16 protein-coding genes are annotated in these 17,106 nt (G+C 72.2%); 11 read left to right on the top strand and 5 right to left on the bottom strand.

The genetic code is table 11. The features are described from left to right. Entirely contained in the window at positions 1-801 is an 801-nt protein-coding gene (locus AB0J76_RS17580; RefSeq protein ID WP_352321491.1) for a Nif3-like dinuclear metal center hexameric protein, read from the bottom strand. Between the two features lie 117 nt (positions 802-918). On the opposite strand from AB0J76_RS17580, the gene AB0J76_RS17575 reads away from it, so the two are divergent. The 7 genes from AB0J76_RS17575 to AB0J76_RS17545 all read left to right on the top strand — a co-directional run bounded on the left by AB0J76_RS17575 (position 919) and on the right by AB0J76_RS17545 (position 8,659). Next, positions 919-2,385: an NAD(P)/FAD-dependent oxidoreductase gene (locus AB0J76_RS17575; RefSeq protein WP_352321493.1), complete on the top strand. Its 1,467-nt coding sequence runs from the start codon at positions 919-921 to the stop codon at positions 2,383-2,385. Positions 2,386-2,457: 72 nt separating this feature from the next. After that, positions 2,458-3,486: a membrane dipeptidase gene (locus AB0J76_RS17570; RefSeq protein ID WP_352321495.1), complete on the top strand. Its 1,029-nt coding sequence runs from the start codon at positions 2,458-2,460 to the stop codon at positions 3,484-3,486. After that, positions 3,483-4,544, top strand: a complete 1,062-nt coding sequence (locus tag AB0J76_RS17565; RefSeq protein WP_352321497.1) for a M20 family metallopeptidase — start codon at positions 3,483-3,485, stop codon at positions 4,542-4,544. Before AB0J76_RS17570 ends, AB0J76_RS17565 begins: the two co-directional genes overlap by 4 nt. A gap of 147 nt (positions 4,545-4,691) precedes the next feature. Next, complete coding sequence (locus AB0J76_RS17560; protein ID WP_352321499.1) at positions 4,692-5,105, top strand: SSI family serine proteinase inhibitor; 414 nt, start codon at positions 4,692-4,694, stop codon at positions 5,103-5,105. 76 nt (positions 5,106-5,181) lie between these two features. Next, entirely contained in the window at positions 5,182-5,970 is a 789-nt protein-coding gene (locus tag AB0J76_RS17555) for a GNAT family N-acetyltransferase (RefSeq protein WP_352321500.1), read from the top strand. A gap of 62 nt (positions 5,971-6,032) precedes the next feature. After that, entirely contained in the window at positions 6,033-7,469 is a 1,437-nt protein-coding gene (locus AB0J76_RS17550) for an Nramp family divalent metal transporter (protein ID WP_352321501.1), read from the top strand. 68 nt (positions 7,470-7,537) lie between these two features. Continuing rightward, on the top strand, positions 7,538-8,659 hold the full coding sequence (locus tag AB0J76_RS17545; RefSeq protein WP_352321503.1) for a C45 family peptidase: 1,122 nt from the start codon (positions 7,538-7,540) through the stop codon (positions 8,657-8,659). Here the strand turns inward: AB0J76_RS17545 and AB0J76_RS17540 are convergent. The 3 genes from AB0J76_RS17540 to AB0J76_RS17530 are packed head-to-tail and all read right to left on the bottom strand — an operon-like array spanning position 8,620 to position 12,323. Further along, positions 8,620-10,128: an AMP-binding protein gene (locus AB0J76_RS17540; protein ID WP_352321505.1), complete on the bottom strand. Its 1,509-nt coding sequence runs from the start codon at positions 10,126-10,128 to the stop codon at positions 8,620-8,622. The genes AB0J76_RS17545 and AB0J76_RS17540 overlap by 40 nt on opposite strands. Further along, positions 10,129-11,160, bottom strand: a complete 1,032-nt coding sequence (locus AB0J76_RS17535; RefSeq protein WP_352321507.1) for an acyl-CoA dehydrogenase family protein — start codon at positions 11,158-11,160, stop codon at positions 10,129-10,131. It abuts the gene before it with no gap. After that, positions 11,157-12,323, bottom strand: coding sequence for an acyl-CoA dehydrogenase family protein (locus AB0J76_RS17530; RefSeq protein ID WP_352321509.1), 1,167 nt, complete (start codon positions 12,321-12,323; stop codon positions 11,157-11,159). Before AB0J76_RS17530 ends, AB0J76_RS17535 begins: the two co-directional genes overlap by 4 nt. Positions 12,324-12,487: 164 nt before the next feature. Here AB0J76_RS17530 and AB0J76_RS17525 point away from each other — a divergent pair, with 164 nt between their 5' ends. The 4 genes from AB0J76_RS17525 to AB0J76_RS17510 all read left to right on the top strand — a co-directional run bounded on the left by AB0J76_RS17525 (position 12,488) and on the right by AB0J76_RS17510 (position 16,289). Beyond that, the gene (locus AB0J76_RS17525; protein WP_352321511.1) at positions 12,488-13,837 is read left to right on the top strand and encodes a HAMP domain-containing sensor histidine kinase; all 1,350 of its coding nucleotides are present in this window, start codon (positions 12,488-12,490) and stop codon (positions 13,835-13,837) included. 11 nt (positions 13,838-13,848) lie between these two features. Further along, a complete protein-coding gene (locus AB0J76_RS17520) occupies positions 13,849-14,448 on the top strand; it encodes a TetR family transcriptional regulator C-terminal domain-containing protein (protein ID WP_352321513.1) in 600 nt (199 codons plus the stop codon). Between the two features lie 69 nt (positions 14,449-14,517). Next, the gene (locus AB0J76_RS17515; RefSeq protein ID WP_352321515.1) at positions 14,518-15,495 is read left to right on the top strand and encodes a diiron oxygenase; all 978 of its coding nucleotides are present in this window, start codon (positions 14,518-14,520) and stop codon (positions 15,493-15,495) included. Beyond that, positions 15,492-16,289 carry an SDR family oxidoreductase gene (locus tag AB0J76_RS17510; RefSeq protein WP_352321517.1) on the top strand — a complete coding sequence of 266 codons (798 nt, stop codon included), beginning with the start codon at positions 15,492-15,494 and terminating at the stop codon, positions 16,287-16,289. Before AB0J76_RS17515 ends, AB0J76_RS17510 begins: the two co-directional genes overlap by 4 nt. A 15-nt stretch (positions 16,290-16,304) precedes the next feature. On the opposite strand, the gene AB0J76_RS17505 is transcribed toward AB0J76_RS17510, so the two are convergent. Further along, positions 16,305-17,066, bottom strand: a complete 762-nt coding sequence (locus AB0J76_RS17505; RefSeq protein WP_352321519.1) for a class I SAM-dependent methyltransferase — start codon at positions 17,064-17,066, stop codon at positions 16,305-16,307. Between the last annotated feature and the right edge of the window lie 40 nt (positions 17,067-17,106).

The following is a 17,106-nucleotide window of genomic DNA, read 5'->3' as shown; positions in this document are numbered from 1 at the left end:
TCAATATCCTCTTGTCCAAGCATCGGTGACCGTGGCGGAGACGCGCGTTTCAACGGTAACGCCACTGGAGCGCAGGATGGACGCCGCGCTGTCGAGCCAGGGCCACTCGGTGGCCCAGTGGGCGGCGTCGATCAGGGCGGGGCCCCCGGCCTCGACGAACTCGCCGGCCGGATGGTGCCGTAGGTCTGCCGTGAGGAACACGTCGACGCCGGCCGCCCTGGCCGCGCCGAGCAGGGAGTCGCCCGCGCCGCCGCTGACCGCGACGCGCGAGACCGGACGGGCCAGGTCGCCCGCCACCCGCAGGCCGCCGGCGGTGCGCGGCAGCCCCTTGGCGGCCCGCGCGGCGAACTCGCCCAGCGTCGCGGGCTCGGGCAGCTCGCCGATGCGGCCCAGGCCGCGCCAGGGGTCGTCGGGGAAGGGCTGGAGCGGCACGAGGTCGCCGGTCAGGCCCACGGCCCTGGCCAGGGCGTCGGAGACGCCGGGATTGGCGGTGTCGGCGTTGGTGTGGGCGGTGTAGAGGGCGACCTCGTGCTTGATCAGGCGGTGGATCAGGCGGCCCTTGGGCGTGGTGGCGGCCACGCTGGTGGTGCCGCGCAGGTAGAGCGGGTGGTGGGTGACGATCAGGTCGGCGCCCCAGTCGAGGGCCTCCTCGCCCACGACCGCCACCGGATCGACGGCGAACAGCACCTTGTGCACCCGCCGGGCGGGGTCGCCGCAGACCAGCCCCACCGCGTCCCACGACTCGGCCCGGGCGGGCGGGTAGGCCGCCTCGAGCACCTCGATCACCTCAGTCAGCGTCACAGCAGCCACCTGCGCAGACTACCGGCCCGCGGAAGGGTCGCGCGGGGCGTGGCGGAGGGTGTCGCCAGAACGCGGTTCGGCGTACTGTAAGTGGATCCTGACTTCGCGGAGGACGGCATGGCACCCAGCGTCGCGATCATCGGAGCGGGCTTCGGCGGCCTGTGCATGGCGATCCGGCTGCGGCGTGCCGGGATCGGCTCCTTCACGGTCTTCGAGAAGGCCGCCGACCTCGGCGGCACGTGGCGGGACAACAGTTACCCGGGCGCGGGCTGCGACATCCCCTCGCACCTGTATTCGTACTCGTTCGAGAAGTACGCGAGCTGGACCCGCCGCTACCCAGCCCAACCCGAAATCCTGGCCTACCTAGAGCATTGCGCTGATAAATACGACGTCAGGCGAAAAATCCGCTTCGGTGCGGAAGTGCGGCGAGCGGCCTTCGACGGCCGCCGCTGGCAGGTCACCAGCATCCACGACGGCGGCGAGCGCACCGAGGCGTTCGACGTGGTCGTCATGAGCGTAGGCCAGCTCAACCGCCCCCACCTGCCCGAGATCCCCGGCATGTCCGACTTCGAGGGCGTCTCCTTCCACTCGGCCCGCTGGAACCACGACCACGACCTCACCGGCCGCCGCGTCGCCGTGATCGGCAGCGGCTCGTCGGCGGCCCAGCTCGTCCCGGCCGTCGCCGAGCGGGCCGCGCACCTCGACGTCTTCCAGCGCACGCCCAACTGGGTGATCCCCAAGCCCGACGCCACCTTCGGCCCGCTCGCCCGGCTGGCCTTCCACTACGTCCCCGGCCTCCAGCGGGCCTACCGCGAGTGGATCTACCGGTACGCCGAGGCGACGCTCTACCCGGCCCTGGCCGAGGGCTGGAGCGCCGGCCTGCTGAAGAAGCGCGCCCTGGACCATCTGCGCGCCCAGGTCCCCGACCCCGTCCTGCGGGCGAAGCTGACGCCCGGCTATCCGCCCGGCTGCAAGCGCGTCGTCATCGACAGCGCCTTCTACCCGGCACTGACCAGGCCGGACGTCGACGTCGTCACCGATCCGATCGTCCGGATCGGGCCGAAGGGCGTGGAGACCGCCGAGGGGCTGCGCGAGGCCGACACGATCGTGTACGCCACCGGCTTCCTGAGCACCGAGTTCCTGGCCCCGATCGAGGTCACCGGGCTCGGCGGGCGGTCGCTGGCCGAGCAGTGGCGCGACGGCGCGCACGCCTACCTCGGCATCTCGGTGCCCGGCTTCCCCAGCCTGTTCCTGCTCTACGGCCCGAACACGAACCTCGGGCACAACTCGATCATCTACATGATCGAGTGCCAGGTGCGGCACGTCATGGCCTGCCTGGCGCGGGTGGCCGAGGAGGGGCCGATCGAGGTGCGTCCCGAGGCGATGGCCGCCTGGGCCAGGCAGCTCGACGCGGCGATGGCCCGCATGGTGTGGGGCGAGGGGTGCCGGAGCTGGTACAAGACGGCCGAGGGGCGGGTCACCAACAACTGGCCGGGCCCGACGACGCTCTACCGGCGGCTCACCGCCCGGCCGCCGCGCGCGGCGTACCGGACGGTCGAGGAGGTCCCGTCTTCGGTGCCGTGAACAAGATATGGGCGAAAAATCGGACTTGAGGCGCATTGGAGCAGGTCGGGGGCGCGCGGTAACGTCCTTCGCATGACGCTTCCCCTGCATCGGCGTGCCGTCGTGGCCGACACCCACAATGATCTGCTCATGGCGGTCGCCGCCCGGCCGCCCCAGCAGTGGGCCTCCTTCTTCCGCCGCCAGTGGCTGCCGCAGCTCGTCGAGGGCGGGGTCGACCTGCAGATCCTGCCTGTCTTCATCGACGACCAGTACCGGCCCGAGGGCGCGCTGCGGCAGACGCTGCGCATGATCGAGTGCGCCCACGTGATCGCGGAGGGCAACCCCGACACCGTACGGCTCTGCCTCGACGCCTCGGCGATCGACGCGGCACTGGAGGAGGGCAAGATCGCCCTGGTGCTCGCGCTGGAGAGCATGCCGGGGCTCGACGAGAGCGTCGAGCTGATCTCGACCGTCCACCGGCTGGGCGTGCGGGTGGCCTCGATCGCGCACTTCGGGCGTACGCCGCTGGCCGACGGCAGCGCCGAGGACGCCACCGGCAGCGGCCTGACCAGCCGCGGCGTGGCCGCCCTGAGCGAGATGGAGCGCCTCGGCATGGTGTTCGACGTCTCGCACCTGGGCGCGTCGGGCGTGGCCCACGTGCTGGAGCTGGCGACCAAGCCCGTCATGGCCACTCACTCCGCGGCCCGCGCGCTGCGCGACCACCACCGCAACCTCACCGACGACCAGCTCCGCGGGGTCGCCGCCACGGGCGGCGTGGTCTGCGTGAACTTCTTCGCCCCCTTCCTGGCCGAGCGCAGGGAGGAAATGACGCTCGACCGCCTGCTCGACCACATCGAGCACGTCGCGCAGGTGGCCGGGATCGACCACGTCGGCCTCGGCCCCGACTTCATCCGCGAGGTCATGGACGACCTGACGCCCCCGTGCTGCGAGGGCCTGGAGCCCGACGACCTCGACTCCAAGGCGTCGATCCCCGGTCTGGAGGGGCCCACCGGGCTGCCCATGGTGACCGAGGGGCTGCTCGCCCGCGGCCTGCCGGAGAAGGACGTCGCCAAGATCATCGGTGGGAACGTCCACCGGTTCCTCGGAGAGCGGCTGGCATGATCGAGGATCTGGAGGAGCTGGTCCTGTGCGAGTCGTTCTCGCGTGACCTCGCGGCCGTGGCCCGCAGCGCCGAGGTCGTGGCCGCGATGGGGGCCCGTCACCTGGGGGCCCGGCCGGAGTTCCTGGTGATCGACGGCGTCACCCATCTGCGCTGGTCGTTCGGCACGCCAAGGGTGCTGCTGCTCGGCCACCACGACACCGTCTGGCCGATCGGCACGCTGGCGACCCATCCCTGGTCGGTCGTCGACGGGGTGGCCCGCGGGCCGGGCGTGTTCGACATGAAGGCCGGGCTGGTGCAGACGTTCCACGCGCTCGCCGGGCTCGGCTCGCTCGACGGCGTCACGCTGCTGATCACCGGTGACGAGGAGCTCGGCTCGATCACGTCCGCGCCGCTGATCGCGGACACCGCGCGGGGGCTGGCCGCCGCGTTCGTCATGGAGGCCAGCGCGGACGGCGGCGCGCTGAAGACGTCCCGCAAGGGCACGTCGATGTACACGCTGCGGGTGCGCGGCAAGGCGGCGCACGCCGGGCTGGAGCCGGAGAAGGGCGCGAACGCGGGCGTCGAGCTGGCGCACCAGATCCTGGCCATCGCCGCACTCGGAGCCGGTGACACGACGGTCACCCCGACCGTGCTGCGCGGCGGGACGACGCTCAACACCGTCCCGGCCGAGGCGACGGTGGGGGTCGACGTGCGGGCGAGCACGGTGGCCGAGCAGCTGCGGGTGGACGCCGCGATGCGCGCGCTGGCCCCCGTGGTGCCCGGCACGCGGCTGGAGGTCGAAGGGGGCCCCAACCGGCCGCCGCTCGAAGCCGCGATGTCGGCCTCGCTCTACGCCCTGGCCCAGGACCTGGCCGCGGGGCTGGACGTGGGCCCGCTGCCCAGCGCGGCGGTGGGCGGCGCCTCCGACGGGAACTTCACCGCCGGGGCCGGCTGCCCGACGCTCGACGGGCTGGGCGCGGTGGGCGGCGGCGCGCACGCCGACCACGAGCACGTGGTGGTGGCCGAGATGCCACGCCGCGCGGTCCTCCTCCGCGCCCTGATCGAGGCCGTGCGCTGAGACAACCAGGCCCGCGGCGGGAGCGGGGGGTGATCGGCGGGGACAGCATTCTGTCACTCCTTCACCAGTGGTATCGATATGGTGACTGCCTGTAGTCATTTGACGTGCGCCGCCGCTCTCGGGGCGCACGTTGACCAGGGAGGTTCCATGAAATCCGTGCTGACCGCCGCTCGCAGGACGGCCGCCCTAGCCCTGTGCGCGTCCGCCGCGCTCGTCGTCCCGTTCGGGGCGAGCCCGGCCGGGGCCGCCGCCGCCGACGAGCCGGGCGTGCTGCTGTTCATCACCGTCACCCCGAGCAACGGCGGCGGCGCGTACTCGATGCGGCTCACCTGCGACCCCGACGGCGGCACCCACCCGCGCCCGCGCACGGCCTGCGCGGAGTTGCACGAGGTCGACGGCGTGGTCAAGGATCTCAACGTCGATCCGGGCGCGTGCCCGCGCAACTACTCCCCCGTCTCCGTGCGCGTCAGGGGCCACTGGTACGGCCGCACGACGACTTACGACAGGAAGTTCGAGAACGACTGCGTCATGGAACGCACGCTCGGGCCGCTGGTGAAGTGATCTCCGGCAGCCTCTGACATGCCCGTCCGCGGTCCGCGGGCGGGCATGTCGCCGTCCGGCGGGCATAGTGGGGGGCATGACGAGCCGGGAGGAGGCCGCCGAGGCGGCGGCCAAGAGTGGTGTGACGATCCGCGAGTTGCACGAGATGGGCGAGTTCGCGCAGGTCTTCCGGCTTTTCGATGACATCTGGCGGCCCGATCCGGGCAACGCGCCGGTCAGCGTCGAGTTGATGGTCGGGTTCGCGCACACCGGCAACTACGTGGCCGGCGCGTACGAGGACGACGTGCTCGTGGGCGCGTCGGTGGGCTTCCGGGCGGCGGACGGCGCGCTGCACTCCCACGTGACGGGCGCCTCGATCGGCAGGGGCATCGGCTACGCGCTCAAGCTGCACCAGCGGGCGTGGTGCCTGGAACGCGGCCTGGACCGCATCAGCTGGACCTTCGACCCGCTCGTCCGCCGCAACGCCCGGTTCAACCTGGTCAAGCTGGGCGCCCGCCCGCAGGCGTACCTGCGGGACTTCTACGGCGTCATGGCCGACGCGATCAACGAGGGCGACTCCTCCGACCGCCTGCTGGCGGTGTGGCCGCTGGACGAGCGGCCGCTGCGGCCACGGCCGGCACCGGCGGAAGGCCGCGCCCGGGTGCTGGCCGAGGACGGCTCCGGCCCGGTCGTGCGCCCGGCGGACTCGGACGTCGTGCTGGTGGGCACGCCGCACGACGTCGAACATTTGCGCGTGCACGACCCGGCGGCGGCCAGGGCCTGGCGGACGGCGATGCGCGAGGTGCTGGGCGGCCTGATGGAGTCCGGCGGGCGGGTGGACGGGCTCACGGACCTCGGGGACTACGTGGTGACCCTGACCGGATAGTTCACCGGCGTGAGCGATCTGCGTAAGGTGACGGTACGGGAAGCCGTAACGAGGAGATCCGCATGACGGACTTCACCCCCACCGTCCCCGCGCGAGTCCTGCCGTCCGTCGCCGTCCGCGACCTGCCCGACCCTCCCCGCTCGACCTGGCGCGTCATCGGCCCGGGGCTGGTCGGGGCGGGGGTGGGGCTGGCGTCGGGCGAGTTCATCCTCTGGCCCTACATCGCCTCCCAGGTGGGGCTGGTGTTCGTCTGGGGGGCCGCGGTCGGCATCGTCACCCAGTGGTTCCTGAACATGGAGATCGAGCGGTACACGCTGGCCACCGGCGAGACCGCGCTGACCGGGTTCAGCCGGATGTGGCGGCACTGGGGGCTGGTCTTCGTCGTGCTGACGCTGGCCTCGAACCTGTGGCCGGGGTGGGTGACGACGTCCGCGACCATGGTGACGTACCTGACCGGGGCCGGGGCGGGCGGGGTGCGGTGGATCGCGATCGGCATGCTCGTCGTCATCGCGCTGGGCCTGACGCTGGCGCCGGTGATCTACACGGCCCTCGAACGGGTGATCTTCGTGAAGATCGCCCTGGTGGCCACGCTGGCCGTGGTCGCGATCCTGTTCGCCGTCAACGCCGACAGCTGGGTCGAGCTGGGCAAGGGGCTCACCGTCGGCGCCCGCTTCCCGGCCGGGGAGCTCGGGATCGCCGTGCTCATGGGCGCCGTCGCCTACGCCGGCGCGGGCGGCGGCCAGAACCTGTGCCAGAGCAACTGGATCCGCGACAAGGGCTTCGGCATGGGTTCGTACGTTCCGCGCCTGGTCAGCCCGGTCACCGGCGAGGAGGAGGCGGCCGCCTCGACCGGCTTCCAGTTCCCGCCGACCGACGACAACCTGGCGCGCTGGCGCCGGTGGTGGCGCTTCGCCAACGCCGAGCAGGGCGCCACGTTCGCGCTGGTGTCGTTCCTGACAATCGGGCTGATGTCGATGCTGGCCTACTCGACCGTCTTCGGCCGGCCGGAGGTGACGGGCAGGAACGACATCGGCTTCCTGAAGGTCGAGGGCGAGGTGCTGCAGGGCACGGTCGGCACGTGGTTCGGGATCCTGTTCTGGCTGATCGGCGCGCTGGCCCTGTTCGCCTCGGCCATGGGCATCGTCGACTACACCTCGCGGCTGGCCTCGGACACGATCAAGACGGTCTACCTGCGCGACCGGCCCGTCTCGGTGAACCGGGTGTACTTCGTCACCGTCTGGGCGATGACGCTGGTCGGCATCGCGATCCTGCTGCTCGGGCTCGACCAGCCGCTGATCCTGTTGGTGTTCTCGGCCTGCTTCGCGGCGGTGATGATGTTCGTGTACTCGATCCTGCTGATCGTGCTGAACCGGCGGGCGCTGCCGGAGGCGATCAAGGTCAGGTCGTACCGGCTGGGGGCGCTGGTCTGGTCGGTGGCGTTCTTCGGGACGCTGACCGTCCTGGTGGTCGTCCAGCAGGTGGGGAAGCTGACCGGCTGATCGTCTCGCGGGCGGGCGGTCAGCGGACGGTAGGAGCCCGGTCAGCGGGCGGCGGCACCATCGGCGGCATGACCTACATGACCTGCGTGGCCGGCGGCAATGACGACTTCCAGCTCGTCACGCACCTCACCGTCACCGGCAGCCAGTTCGAGATCGGCCGGGTGCTCACCGAGGAGGCCCGCCGGCTCGGCTGGTCGCCCAGGACCGCCGACCCGGCGGTGATCAGAGCAAGGATGTCCTGGTTCGAACGGAACTGGCCGCAGCACCACGCCCGCATGGACGGCGCCGCGGCGGCGCTCGGCCTCGACCCCGACCAGGACGAGCTGGCCCTGGACGGCTGGGACTACGTGCCCGCGGAGGCCGCCTGCTCGGCCCTGTGGTGCCCGCCGTCCGCGTCCCCCGACGGGCACGGCCGGGTGGGCCGCAACTACGACTTCTTCCTGCACACCGCCGGCCGGCTCATGGGCGGGCCGGCCCGCCCCGGCGAGCTGCCCATGGCCGCCCGCCCGTACGTGATCAGCACCGTGCCCGACGACGGGCTCGCCTCGACCGTCATCACCATGAACGGCCTCGACGGCTGCATCGACGGCATCAACGAGGCCGGCCTGGCCGTCATGCTGCTGATCGCCGACGCCGAGACGGCCACCGTGCCGCGGCAGGACGCCCCGCAGGTCGGGCTCGGCAGCCTGCAACTGCCCCGGTTCCTCATGGACACCTGCGAGACCGCGGCCCAGGCCAAGCAGGCGCTGCTGGGGGCCAAGCAGTACGACCTCGGCCTGCCCCTGCACTACCTGGTCGCCGACGCCCACGGCCAGGCGTTCGTGTGGGAGCGCGGCACGGACGGCACCGAGCACGCCGTCGAGTTCGGCGACGGCCCGCTGTGCGTCACCAACCACCTGCTGCACCGCCATCCCGACCCGACGGCCCTGCCCGCCGACACCCCGGCGAGCCTGGGCACCTACGGCCGGCTGCGCACCCTGTACGAGCGCAGCAAGGGCGCCACCATGTCCGCCGGAGACCTGCGGGACAGCCTGCGCGCGGTGCGGCCGGCGGAGGATGCCGCCGAGCCGATCCGCACGCTGTGGACCACGATCTTCGACACCGCCGACCGCACCCTCGCCACCCGCTTCTACCTCGGCGACGGCCGCGACTACAGCGAGGAGCTGGTGTTCCCCGCCTCGGCCAGGTAACCCTCGCGCACCTTCGAGCGCGACAACTTGCCCGTGGGGGTGCGCGGGAGCCGGTCGCGGTACTCGACGACCTTCGGGTGCTTGAACCGGGCGAGCCGGGGCCCGCAGTGTTCGAGCAGCTCGGCGGTGAGCGCGGGGCCCGGCTCGACGCCCTCGGCGGGCTGGACGAGCGCGACCACGTTGTGGCCCCACTCCTCGTCGGGCACGCCGATGACCGCGACGTCGGCCACCGCGGGGTGCTCCAGCAGCGCGGCCTCGATCTCGGCGGGGTAGATGTTCACCCCGCCGGAGACGATCAGGTCGGTGCGCCGGTCGCACAGGAACAGGAACCCGTCGTCGTCGAGGTAGCCGATGTCGCCGGGGGCGTACCATTCGCCCAGCATGCTGGCGGCGGTCTTGGCCGGGTCCTTGCGGTACTCGAAGGAGCCCGTCGAGGACTTGACGTAGATCATGCCGGGCTCGCCGGGCGGCAGCTCCTCGCCCTTCTCGTCGCAGATCTTGGCCTCGAACGTCGGCGCCGGGCGGCCCACCGTGCCGGGCCTGGCCAGCCAGTCGTGCGGCTTGACGGAGAAAGCGATCGCGGACTCGGTGGAGCCGTAGTACTCGTACAGCACCGGGCCCCACCAGTCCATGATCGCCTGCTTGACGGCGACCGGGCAGGCCGCGGCCGTGTGGATGACCTGGCGCAGGCTCGACACGTCGTACTTGGCCCTGACGTCCTCGGGGAGCTGCAGCATGCGGTGGAACATGGTCGGCACCATCATGGCGTTGGAGACGTGGTGGCGCTGGATCAGCTCCAGGATGTCGACCGGGTCGAACCTGGGCGTGATCACCACCGTGTGCCCGAGGTGCAGCGCGAACTGGGTGTGCGCGCAGGGCGCCGAGTGGTACATCGGCGAGGTCACCAGGTGCACGGCGTCGCCCGGCGTGAGGTCGACGACCTCGCCGAGGAACCAGGTGTACAGCGGCACGACGGCCTCCGGCTCGGCGTCGGGCAGCGGGCGCTGCACGCCCTTGGGGAAGCCGGTGGTGCCGGAGGTGTACCACATGACCGCCCCGGCCGTACGCCCGTCGGGGGCGTCCGCGGGCTGCCCCTCGGCCAGCCCGGACGTGCCGATCTCCGCGCCCGGCACGGCGTGCGCGGCGTCGGTGACGACGACCTTGGCGTCGCAGTCGGCCAGGATGTAGGACACCTCGGACTCGGTGAGGTGCCAGTTGACCGGCACGTAGTAGAGCCCGATCTGGCCGGTCGCCATGAGCATGACGACGGCGTCGAGGCCGTTGGTCAGCACGCCGGCGACCACGTCGCCCTTGCCGAGGCCGCGGGCCCGCAGGCCGTGGGAGACCTGGTTGACCCGGGCGAGCAGCTCGCCGTACGTGGTGCGCGTGCCGTCGGTGTCGATCACGGCCAGGCGGCCGGGGTCGGCGGCGGCGATGGCGTAGAAGCCGGGAAGGCCGCTGATGTCCATCTACAGCTCCAGGAGTTCCGCGAGACGGGCCCGGTGGATGCGGGGCGGGCCGAGCAGCACCTCGTCGGCCTTGGCCCGCTTGTAGAACAGGTGCGCGTCGTGCTCCCAGGTGAAACCTATGCCGCCGTGCAGGAGCAGGTGGTCGCGGGCGACCTCGAAGCAGGCGCGGCCCACGTACGCCTGGGCCAGGGCGGCGGCGCCGGGCAGCTCGGCGGGCGACTCGTCGGCGGCCCAGGCGGCGTACCTGACGATCGACTCGGCCTGTTCGAGCTTGCCGTGCATGTCGGCGAGCTTGTGCTTGACGCCCTGGTAGGAGCCGATGTAGCGGCCGAAGGCGACGCGGATCTTGGCGTAGGCGACGATGGCGTCCAGTGCGGCGCGCAGCACGCCGAGCTGCTCGGCGGCGAGCGCGACGCACAGCCGGTCGCCGATGCCGCTGCCGGCGGGCGGGCGGCCGAGCACGCGGGCGGGGGCGCGCTCCAGGGTCACCTGGGCCTGGCCGCGCGTGAGGTCGAGCGTCTCCAGCGGCGTCCGCGTGACGCCGGGGCCGGCCAGCTCGACGGCCACCAGCAGCACGCCGCCGTCGCCGGGCGCGGGGGCGAGCAGCACGTCCGCCTCCATGCCGGACAGCACCCGGGGCAGGACGCCGGTGACGGCCGTGCCGTCGAAGGCGAGGTCGCTCTCGGGCTGGACGAGCGTGGCGGCGACGCGGCCCTCGGCGATGCCGCCCAGCAGCTCCTTGTCGGGCACCTGGGTGAGCGCGAGCGCGGCGAACTGGGTGGCGAGGAAGGGGCCGGGCAGCAGCGCGGCGCCGGTCTCCTCCAGGGCCACCGCGAGGTCGGCGAGCCCGGCCCCGGCGCCGCCGTGCTCCTCCGGAACGACCAGGCCGGACAGGCCGAGCTCGCCGTTGAGCCGGGCGTACACCTGGGGGTCGTAGCCCTCGCGGGCCTTGCGCAGCGGCGAGGCGGCGCGCAGGAAGTCGCGCACGGCCTCGCGGAGCTGCTGCTGTTCCTGGCTCAGTACGAGCTTCACCCCTGCGTCCCCACCTTCAGGTCCTTGAACGGCACGGTCTTGTCCACCCGCGGCTCCGGCGGCAGGCCCAGCACGCGGTCGCCGACGATGTTGCGCATGATCTCGTTGGTGCCGCCGCCCAGCGCCATGCCGGGGGCCAGCGAGATCGACCGGGACAGCGGGTGGTCGCCGACCACGGACTCGGGGCCGACGAGCTGGGTGGCGAGGTCGGCCTGGAACAGGGTCAGCTCGGCCAGCAGCAGCTTGGCGGCGCTGCCGCGGGCGCCGGGGAAGATGCCCGCCCTGGTCTCCTGGGCCAGCCGCTGGTTGAACAGGGCCAGGGCGCGGCTGCGGATGTGCAGCTCGACGAGCTGGTCGCGGACCAGCGGGTCGCTGGTGTCGAGCGTCTCGCGCAGCGCCTCGAAGGTGGCCGGGTTGTCCTTCTGCCCGCCCATGCCGACGCCCGCCGAGATCGACAGCCGCTCGTGCAGCAGGGTGGTGACGGCCACGCTCCAGCCGTCGTTGACCTCGCCGATCCGGTGCTCGTCGGGGATCGTCACGTTGTCGAAGAAGATCTCGTTGAAGTTGGCCCGGCCGGACATGTCCTTGAGCGGCCTGACCGTCACGCCGGGGTGGTGCATGTCGACCACGAACATGGTCAGGCCGCGGTGCTTGGGCACCTCGACGTCGGTGCGGGCCAGCAGCAGCCCCCAGTCGGCGTGGTGGGCGACCGAGGTCCAGACCTTCTGGCCGTTGACGACCCAGGTGTCGCCGTCGCGCACGGCGCGGGTCTGCAGGCTGGCCACGTCGCTGCCGGCGCCCGGTTCGGAGAACAGCTGGCACCAGACCTCCTCGCCGCGCAGCAGCGGTCGGACGAACCGCTCGCGCTGCGCGTCGGTGCCCCGGTCCACCAGCGTCGGGCCGGTCATGCCGAGCCCGATGGAGAAGACGTACGTGGGGAGGGTGTAGTCACGTGCCTCGGCGGCGAAGGCGCGCTCCTCGGCCTGCGTCAGCCCCTGGCCGCCCCACTGCCGCGGCCAGGTGATGCCGGAGTAGCCGGCGTCGTAGAGCCTGGCCATGAACTCCTTGGCGCGGGCGAGGGCGTCGGCCCCTGACTGATCGTCGGCCGGGACGTTGTCGCGCAGCCACTCCGCGGCGGCACGCCGATACTCTGCAAGGTCCACATCGACTCCTTGGCATCAGTGTTCACTTACTCTAGTCAGGTCGCGGCGGCACGCATAGAGCAATGCTCTGGAGGGCCTTTCGGTGGCATTTGTCGCCGAAACTCCGCTAATTAGGACCACCCCCGCCTTCTGTGATCGTCTGGTCATCGGAGGGGTGCGTGCGCATGTTCAGACGCTGGTCCGTGCAACGGCGGCTGACGCTGGCCGCCCTGCTGTGCGCACTGGCGGGTTACGGCGTCACCGCGCTCCTCGTCACGCCGATCGTGCACACGATGGCCACCGGCTTCCTCACCGAGCAGACCGCCGGCGCCGCGCGCCGCATCGCCTTCGTCGTCGAGCGGGACGCCCCCGGCCGCCTGCGGCCCGTGGCCGTCACCGAGGGCACCGACCTCATCCAGGTCGTCGACGCCGACGGCCGGATCCGGCAGGCCAGCCCGCGCCTGAGCGGGCAGCCGCCGCTCAGCACCAGCACCGCCACCGGCACCGACGCCCGCCTCGACACCACGACCTGCACCAACCGGCTGCGCGGCGTCCACTGCCTGATCACCGTCGGCTTCCGGGCGCACGTCGGCGGCAAGCCCTGGATGATCTACGCCTACACCCCCGAGCTCCCCTGGTACATCAGCCCCTGGTACCTGCCGGTCACCGGGCTCGGCGTGCTGCTGCTGGCCGCCGTCACGGCCTGCGTGGCCTGGCTGACCGCGCGCAACGCGCTGACCCCGGTCTCGGCGATCAGGGACGAACTGGCCGAGATCACCGCCACCGACCTCGGCCGCCGGGTGCCCAGGGGACGGCACCGCGACGAGCTCGACGACCTCGCCCGTACCGTGAACGAGACCCTCGACCGGCTCGAACGCGCGGTGGAGCAGCAGCGCAGGTTCGCCTCCGACGCCTCCCACGACCTGCGCAGCCCGATCGCGGCGATGCGCACGCAGGTCGAGGAGGCGATGCTCGCCCCCGAGGAGACCGACTGGCCCCGCACCGGCCGGCGCGTGATCGAGGGCCTGGACCGCCTGCAGAACATCGTCGGCGACCTGCTGACCCTGACCCGGCTGGAGGCCGGCGGGCCCGGCCGCCGCGAGCCGGTGGACCTGGCCAGGCTGGTGCGCGAGGAGCTGCTGCGCCGTCCGGAGCGCAAGCCGGTGGAGACGCGGCTGCGCTCCGGCGTGGTCGTCGAGGGCGACGCGCTGCGACTGTCCCGCCTGCTGGCGAACCTGCTCGACAACGCCGAGCGGCACGCCGATACCATGATCACTGTGACTGTGGGTGAACAGGAGGGGCAGGCGGTGCTGCAAGTGCTCGACGACGGCGCCGGCATCGCCCCCGACCAGCGCGAAGTCGTCTTCCGGCGGTTCACCCGCCTGGCCGACTCGCGCCGCCGCGACGCCGGCGGCACCGGGCTCGGCCTGGCCATCGCCCGCGAGATCGCCGAGGCCCACGAGGGCACGCTCACCATCGAGCCCTCCGAACGCGGTGCCCGGTTTGTCCTACAAATACCGTTGATCAGTAGTTAGAGTTACTCGCTGTGACACCCAGTTTCAGCCGATTAAGGCGCGAAGACCTCCTCAAGACGGCCTGCGAAGTGATCGCCGAGCAGGGGTTCGGTCGCACCCGGACCCTCGACATCGCCCGCGCGGCGGGCGTCAGCCAGGCGTTGCTCTTCTACCACTTCGACACCAAGGACCGGCTGTTCGCGCAGGCGTTCGGCTACGCGGCCAGGCTGCAACTGGACGCGCTGTCCGACATCGAGGAGTCCCCCGCCGGCCCGCTGGAACGACTGCGCGCCCTGCTGCGGCGCTGTTCCCCGGCGATCCCCTCCGACGAGTGGCGGTTGTGGATCGACGCCTGGGCCGAGGCGATGCGCAGCCCGGAACTGGAGGAGATCTCCCGCAGGATCGACGCGCGCAGCCGTTCGCTGCTGCGGTCGATCATCGAGGACGGCGTGCGCTCGGGCGCGTTCGCCTGCGGCGATCCGGAGGAGGCGGCCTGGCGGATCTTCGCGCTCATCGACGGCCTGGCGGTCCAGACGCACGTGCATCCCCATGTGCTCTCGCGTCGCCGGGCCGCAGTCCTGCTGCGTAAGGCGGTCGCCGGCGAACTGGGGCTGCCCGTCGAGAACCTGTGACCCGGACCCCTCTTCCGCGCCTATTGGATCCTTCGTACAATTACAAGGGCGAGGAGAGGAGCACCCGCGATGACATCCGCACCGAGCTCTGCCGCCGCCAGGGAGAACGACGAGAGGGTCGCCGGCCGCACCGCCTACGAGGCGGTCGTCGAACGCCTGTCGAAGGCGTCGGTCGACAGACACTGGGAGCCCTACCGCGACATCCCGTGGGACGACCCAGAGTTCCGCGTCGACCAGGCCGACCCTCGCTGGGAGCTGCCCGAGGTCGACAAGCTGGGCGGCCACCCCTGGTACCGCAGCCGTCCCCCCGAGGTCCGCGCCAGGATCGGCCTGTGGCGGGTCGCCACCGCCATGAAGATCGGCCTGCAGTTCGAGAACCTGCTCAAGCGCGGCCTGCTCAACTACGCCTACCGCCTGCCGAACGGCTCCCCCGAGTTCCGGTACGTCTACCACGAGACCATCGAAGAGGGACATCACGGGATGATGTTCCAGGAGTTCGTGAACCGCACAAAGCTCCCCATACGCGGCATGCCGCGGCCGCTGTCCCTGGTCGCCCAGATCGCGCCCTGGATCCCGCTGATCTCCACCGAGCTGTTCTTCGTCTTCGTCCTGGGTGGCGAGGACCCGATCGACCACGTGCAGCGTAAGGTTCTGAAGGACGGCCGGGCCCACCATCCGCTGGAAGAGACGATCATGCGCATCCACATCGCGGAGGAGGCCAGGCACATCTCCTTCGCCCGCCACTACCTCCGCAACCGGGTGCCGCGCATGCCCCGCCACCGGCGCATGTTGCTGAGCGTGATCTCGCCGGTCGTGCTCGGCGTGATGGCCCGCATCATGCTCGCGCCGCCCGGCCCGCTGATCAGGCACTTCCGCGTCCCGCCGCACGTCGTGGCGGAGATCTACCGCGACAACCCGGCCGCCCGGCGGGAGATCCGCGACTCGGTGAGCCGCACGCGCGAGCTGTGCGCCGAGATCGGGCTCGTCAACGTCGTCAGCAGGAAGGTCTGGCAGGCCATGGGGATATGGGCGGAGCCGCGCCGGTGAAGGTCGCGGTGGTGACCGGGGGCGCCTCCGGGATCGGCCGCGCGGTGGCGCGGGAGCTGCGGCGCAGGGGCGTGACGGTGGTGATCGCCGACGTCGACGAGCAGGCGGGCAAGCAGGTCGCCGCCGACTTCGGGCTGGAGTTCGCCCGGCTCGACGTCATCGACGCCGAGGCCGTGGCCGCGCTGCTCACGCGGGTGAAGGCCGAACGCGGGCGGCTCGACTTCCTGTTCAACAACGCCGGCATCGCGGTCGGCGGCCGCACCCGCGAGCTGACGCTCGACCACTGGAACCGCACGCTCGACGTGAACCTGCGCGGCGTCGTCCACGGCGTGCACGCGGCCTATCCGATCATGGTGGACCAGGGCTTCGGGCACATCGTCAACACCGCCTCGCTGGCCGGGCTGGTGCCCGCGCCGCTGATGCTGCCGTACACCACGAGCAAGCACGCCGTGGTCGGGCTCTCGCTGGGGCTGCGGGCCGAGGCGGCCGCGTACGGGGTGCGGGTGAGCGTGGTCTGCCCGGGGTTCGTCGACACGCCGCTGCTCGACCACGCCAACCCCGGGCTGCCGCAGAACGACGTCGCCGCCCATGCCAGGAGCGCGGCGGTGCGGGCGCAGGGGCGGCTCTATCCCGTCGACGCGCTGGCCGCGGACATCCTGCGCGGGGTGGCCAGGAACAAGGCGCTGATCGTGGCGCCCGCCTCGGGGCGGATCGCCTGGCGCGCCGCCCGGCTGTGGCCGTCGGCGGCGGTGCGGGTGGCGGGCCTCGCGGTCCGGCGGCTCACCCGGCGCTGAGCCCCGGCCGCCGGGCTACGCCGGACGCCGGGCGAGGAGGACCTCGGTGGTCGCCGTCAGCTCCCAGCGGCCCGACGGCTCGGCGGCCAGCAGGGCGGCCCTGGCCGCCTCGACGAACGCCTGCAGGCGGTCGCCGAGCCTGGCCGGGGCCGTGTAGGAGTAGGACAGCTGCAGGCCGAGCACGGCGTCGAGGTCGTAGGCGAGGCGGTGTTCGTACCGGCCGGACTCCAGGTCGGAGAAGGGCGAGGCGGCCAGCACGTCGTGGTGGTGCTCGCCGGTCTGCTGGAAGGAGCCGGCGGCCGTCCAGGTGGTCAGCCCGAACTGCTCGCGCACCCGGCGCATGACCGGCTCCCACGGCTCCTCCGCGGGGTCGCGGGTGGGGCCGACGAGGGCGACGACGCCGCCGGGCGGCAGCAGCGCGTCGAGGTCGGCCAGCACCGGGCGGCGGTCCATCCAGTGGAACGACCGGCCCATCACGACGTGACCGAACGGCGGCAGCTCCCGCAGCGTCGTCGAGTCGCCGCGCAACCAGCGGACGCCGGGCGCGCCCGCCGCCAGCCGCCGCCCCTCGGCCAGCATCTCCTCGTCGGGGTCCACGGCCAGCACCTCGCGCACCCGCCCGGCCAGCGGGATCGCGATCGTCCCCGGGCCGCAGCCGAGGTCGAGCACGACGCCGTCCGGGCCGAACGCGCGGGCCAGCCGGTCGATGGCCGGATCGCCGTGACCGGGCCGGTACTTGGCGTAGTAGGGCGCCGCGCCGCCGAAGAGGTCCGTCATGGGTGGGACCATATACGGGTTCGAGACTCGTTCGATGGAA

Source organism: Nonomuraea sp. NPDC049624 (assembly GCF_040675255.1).
Taxonomy (GTDB): Bacteria; Actinomycetota; Actinomycetes; order Streptosporangiales; family Streptosporangiaceae; genus Nonomuraea.
This window is presented reverse-complemented; position numbering and strand designations above follow the sequence as displayed.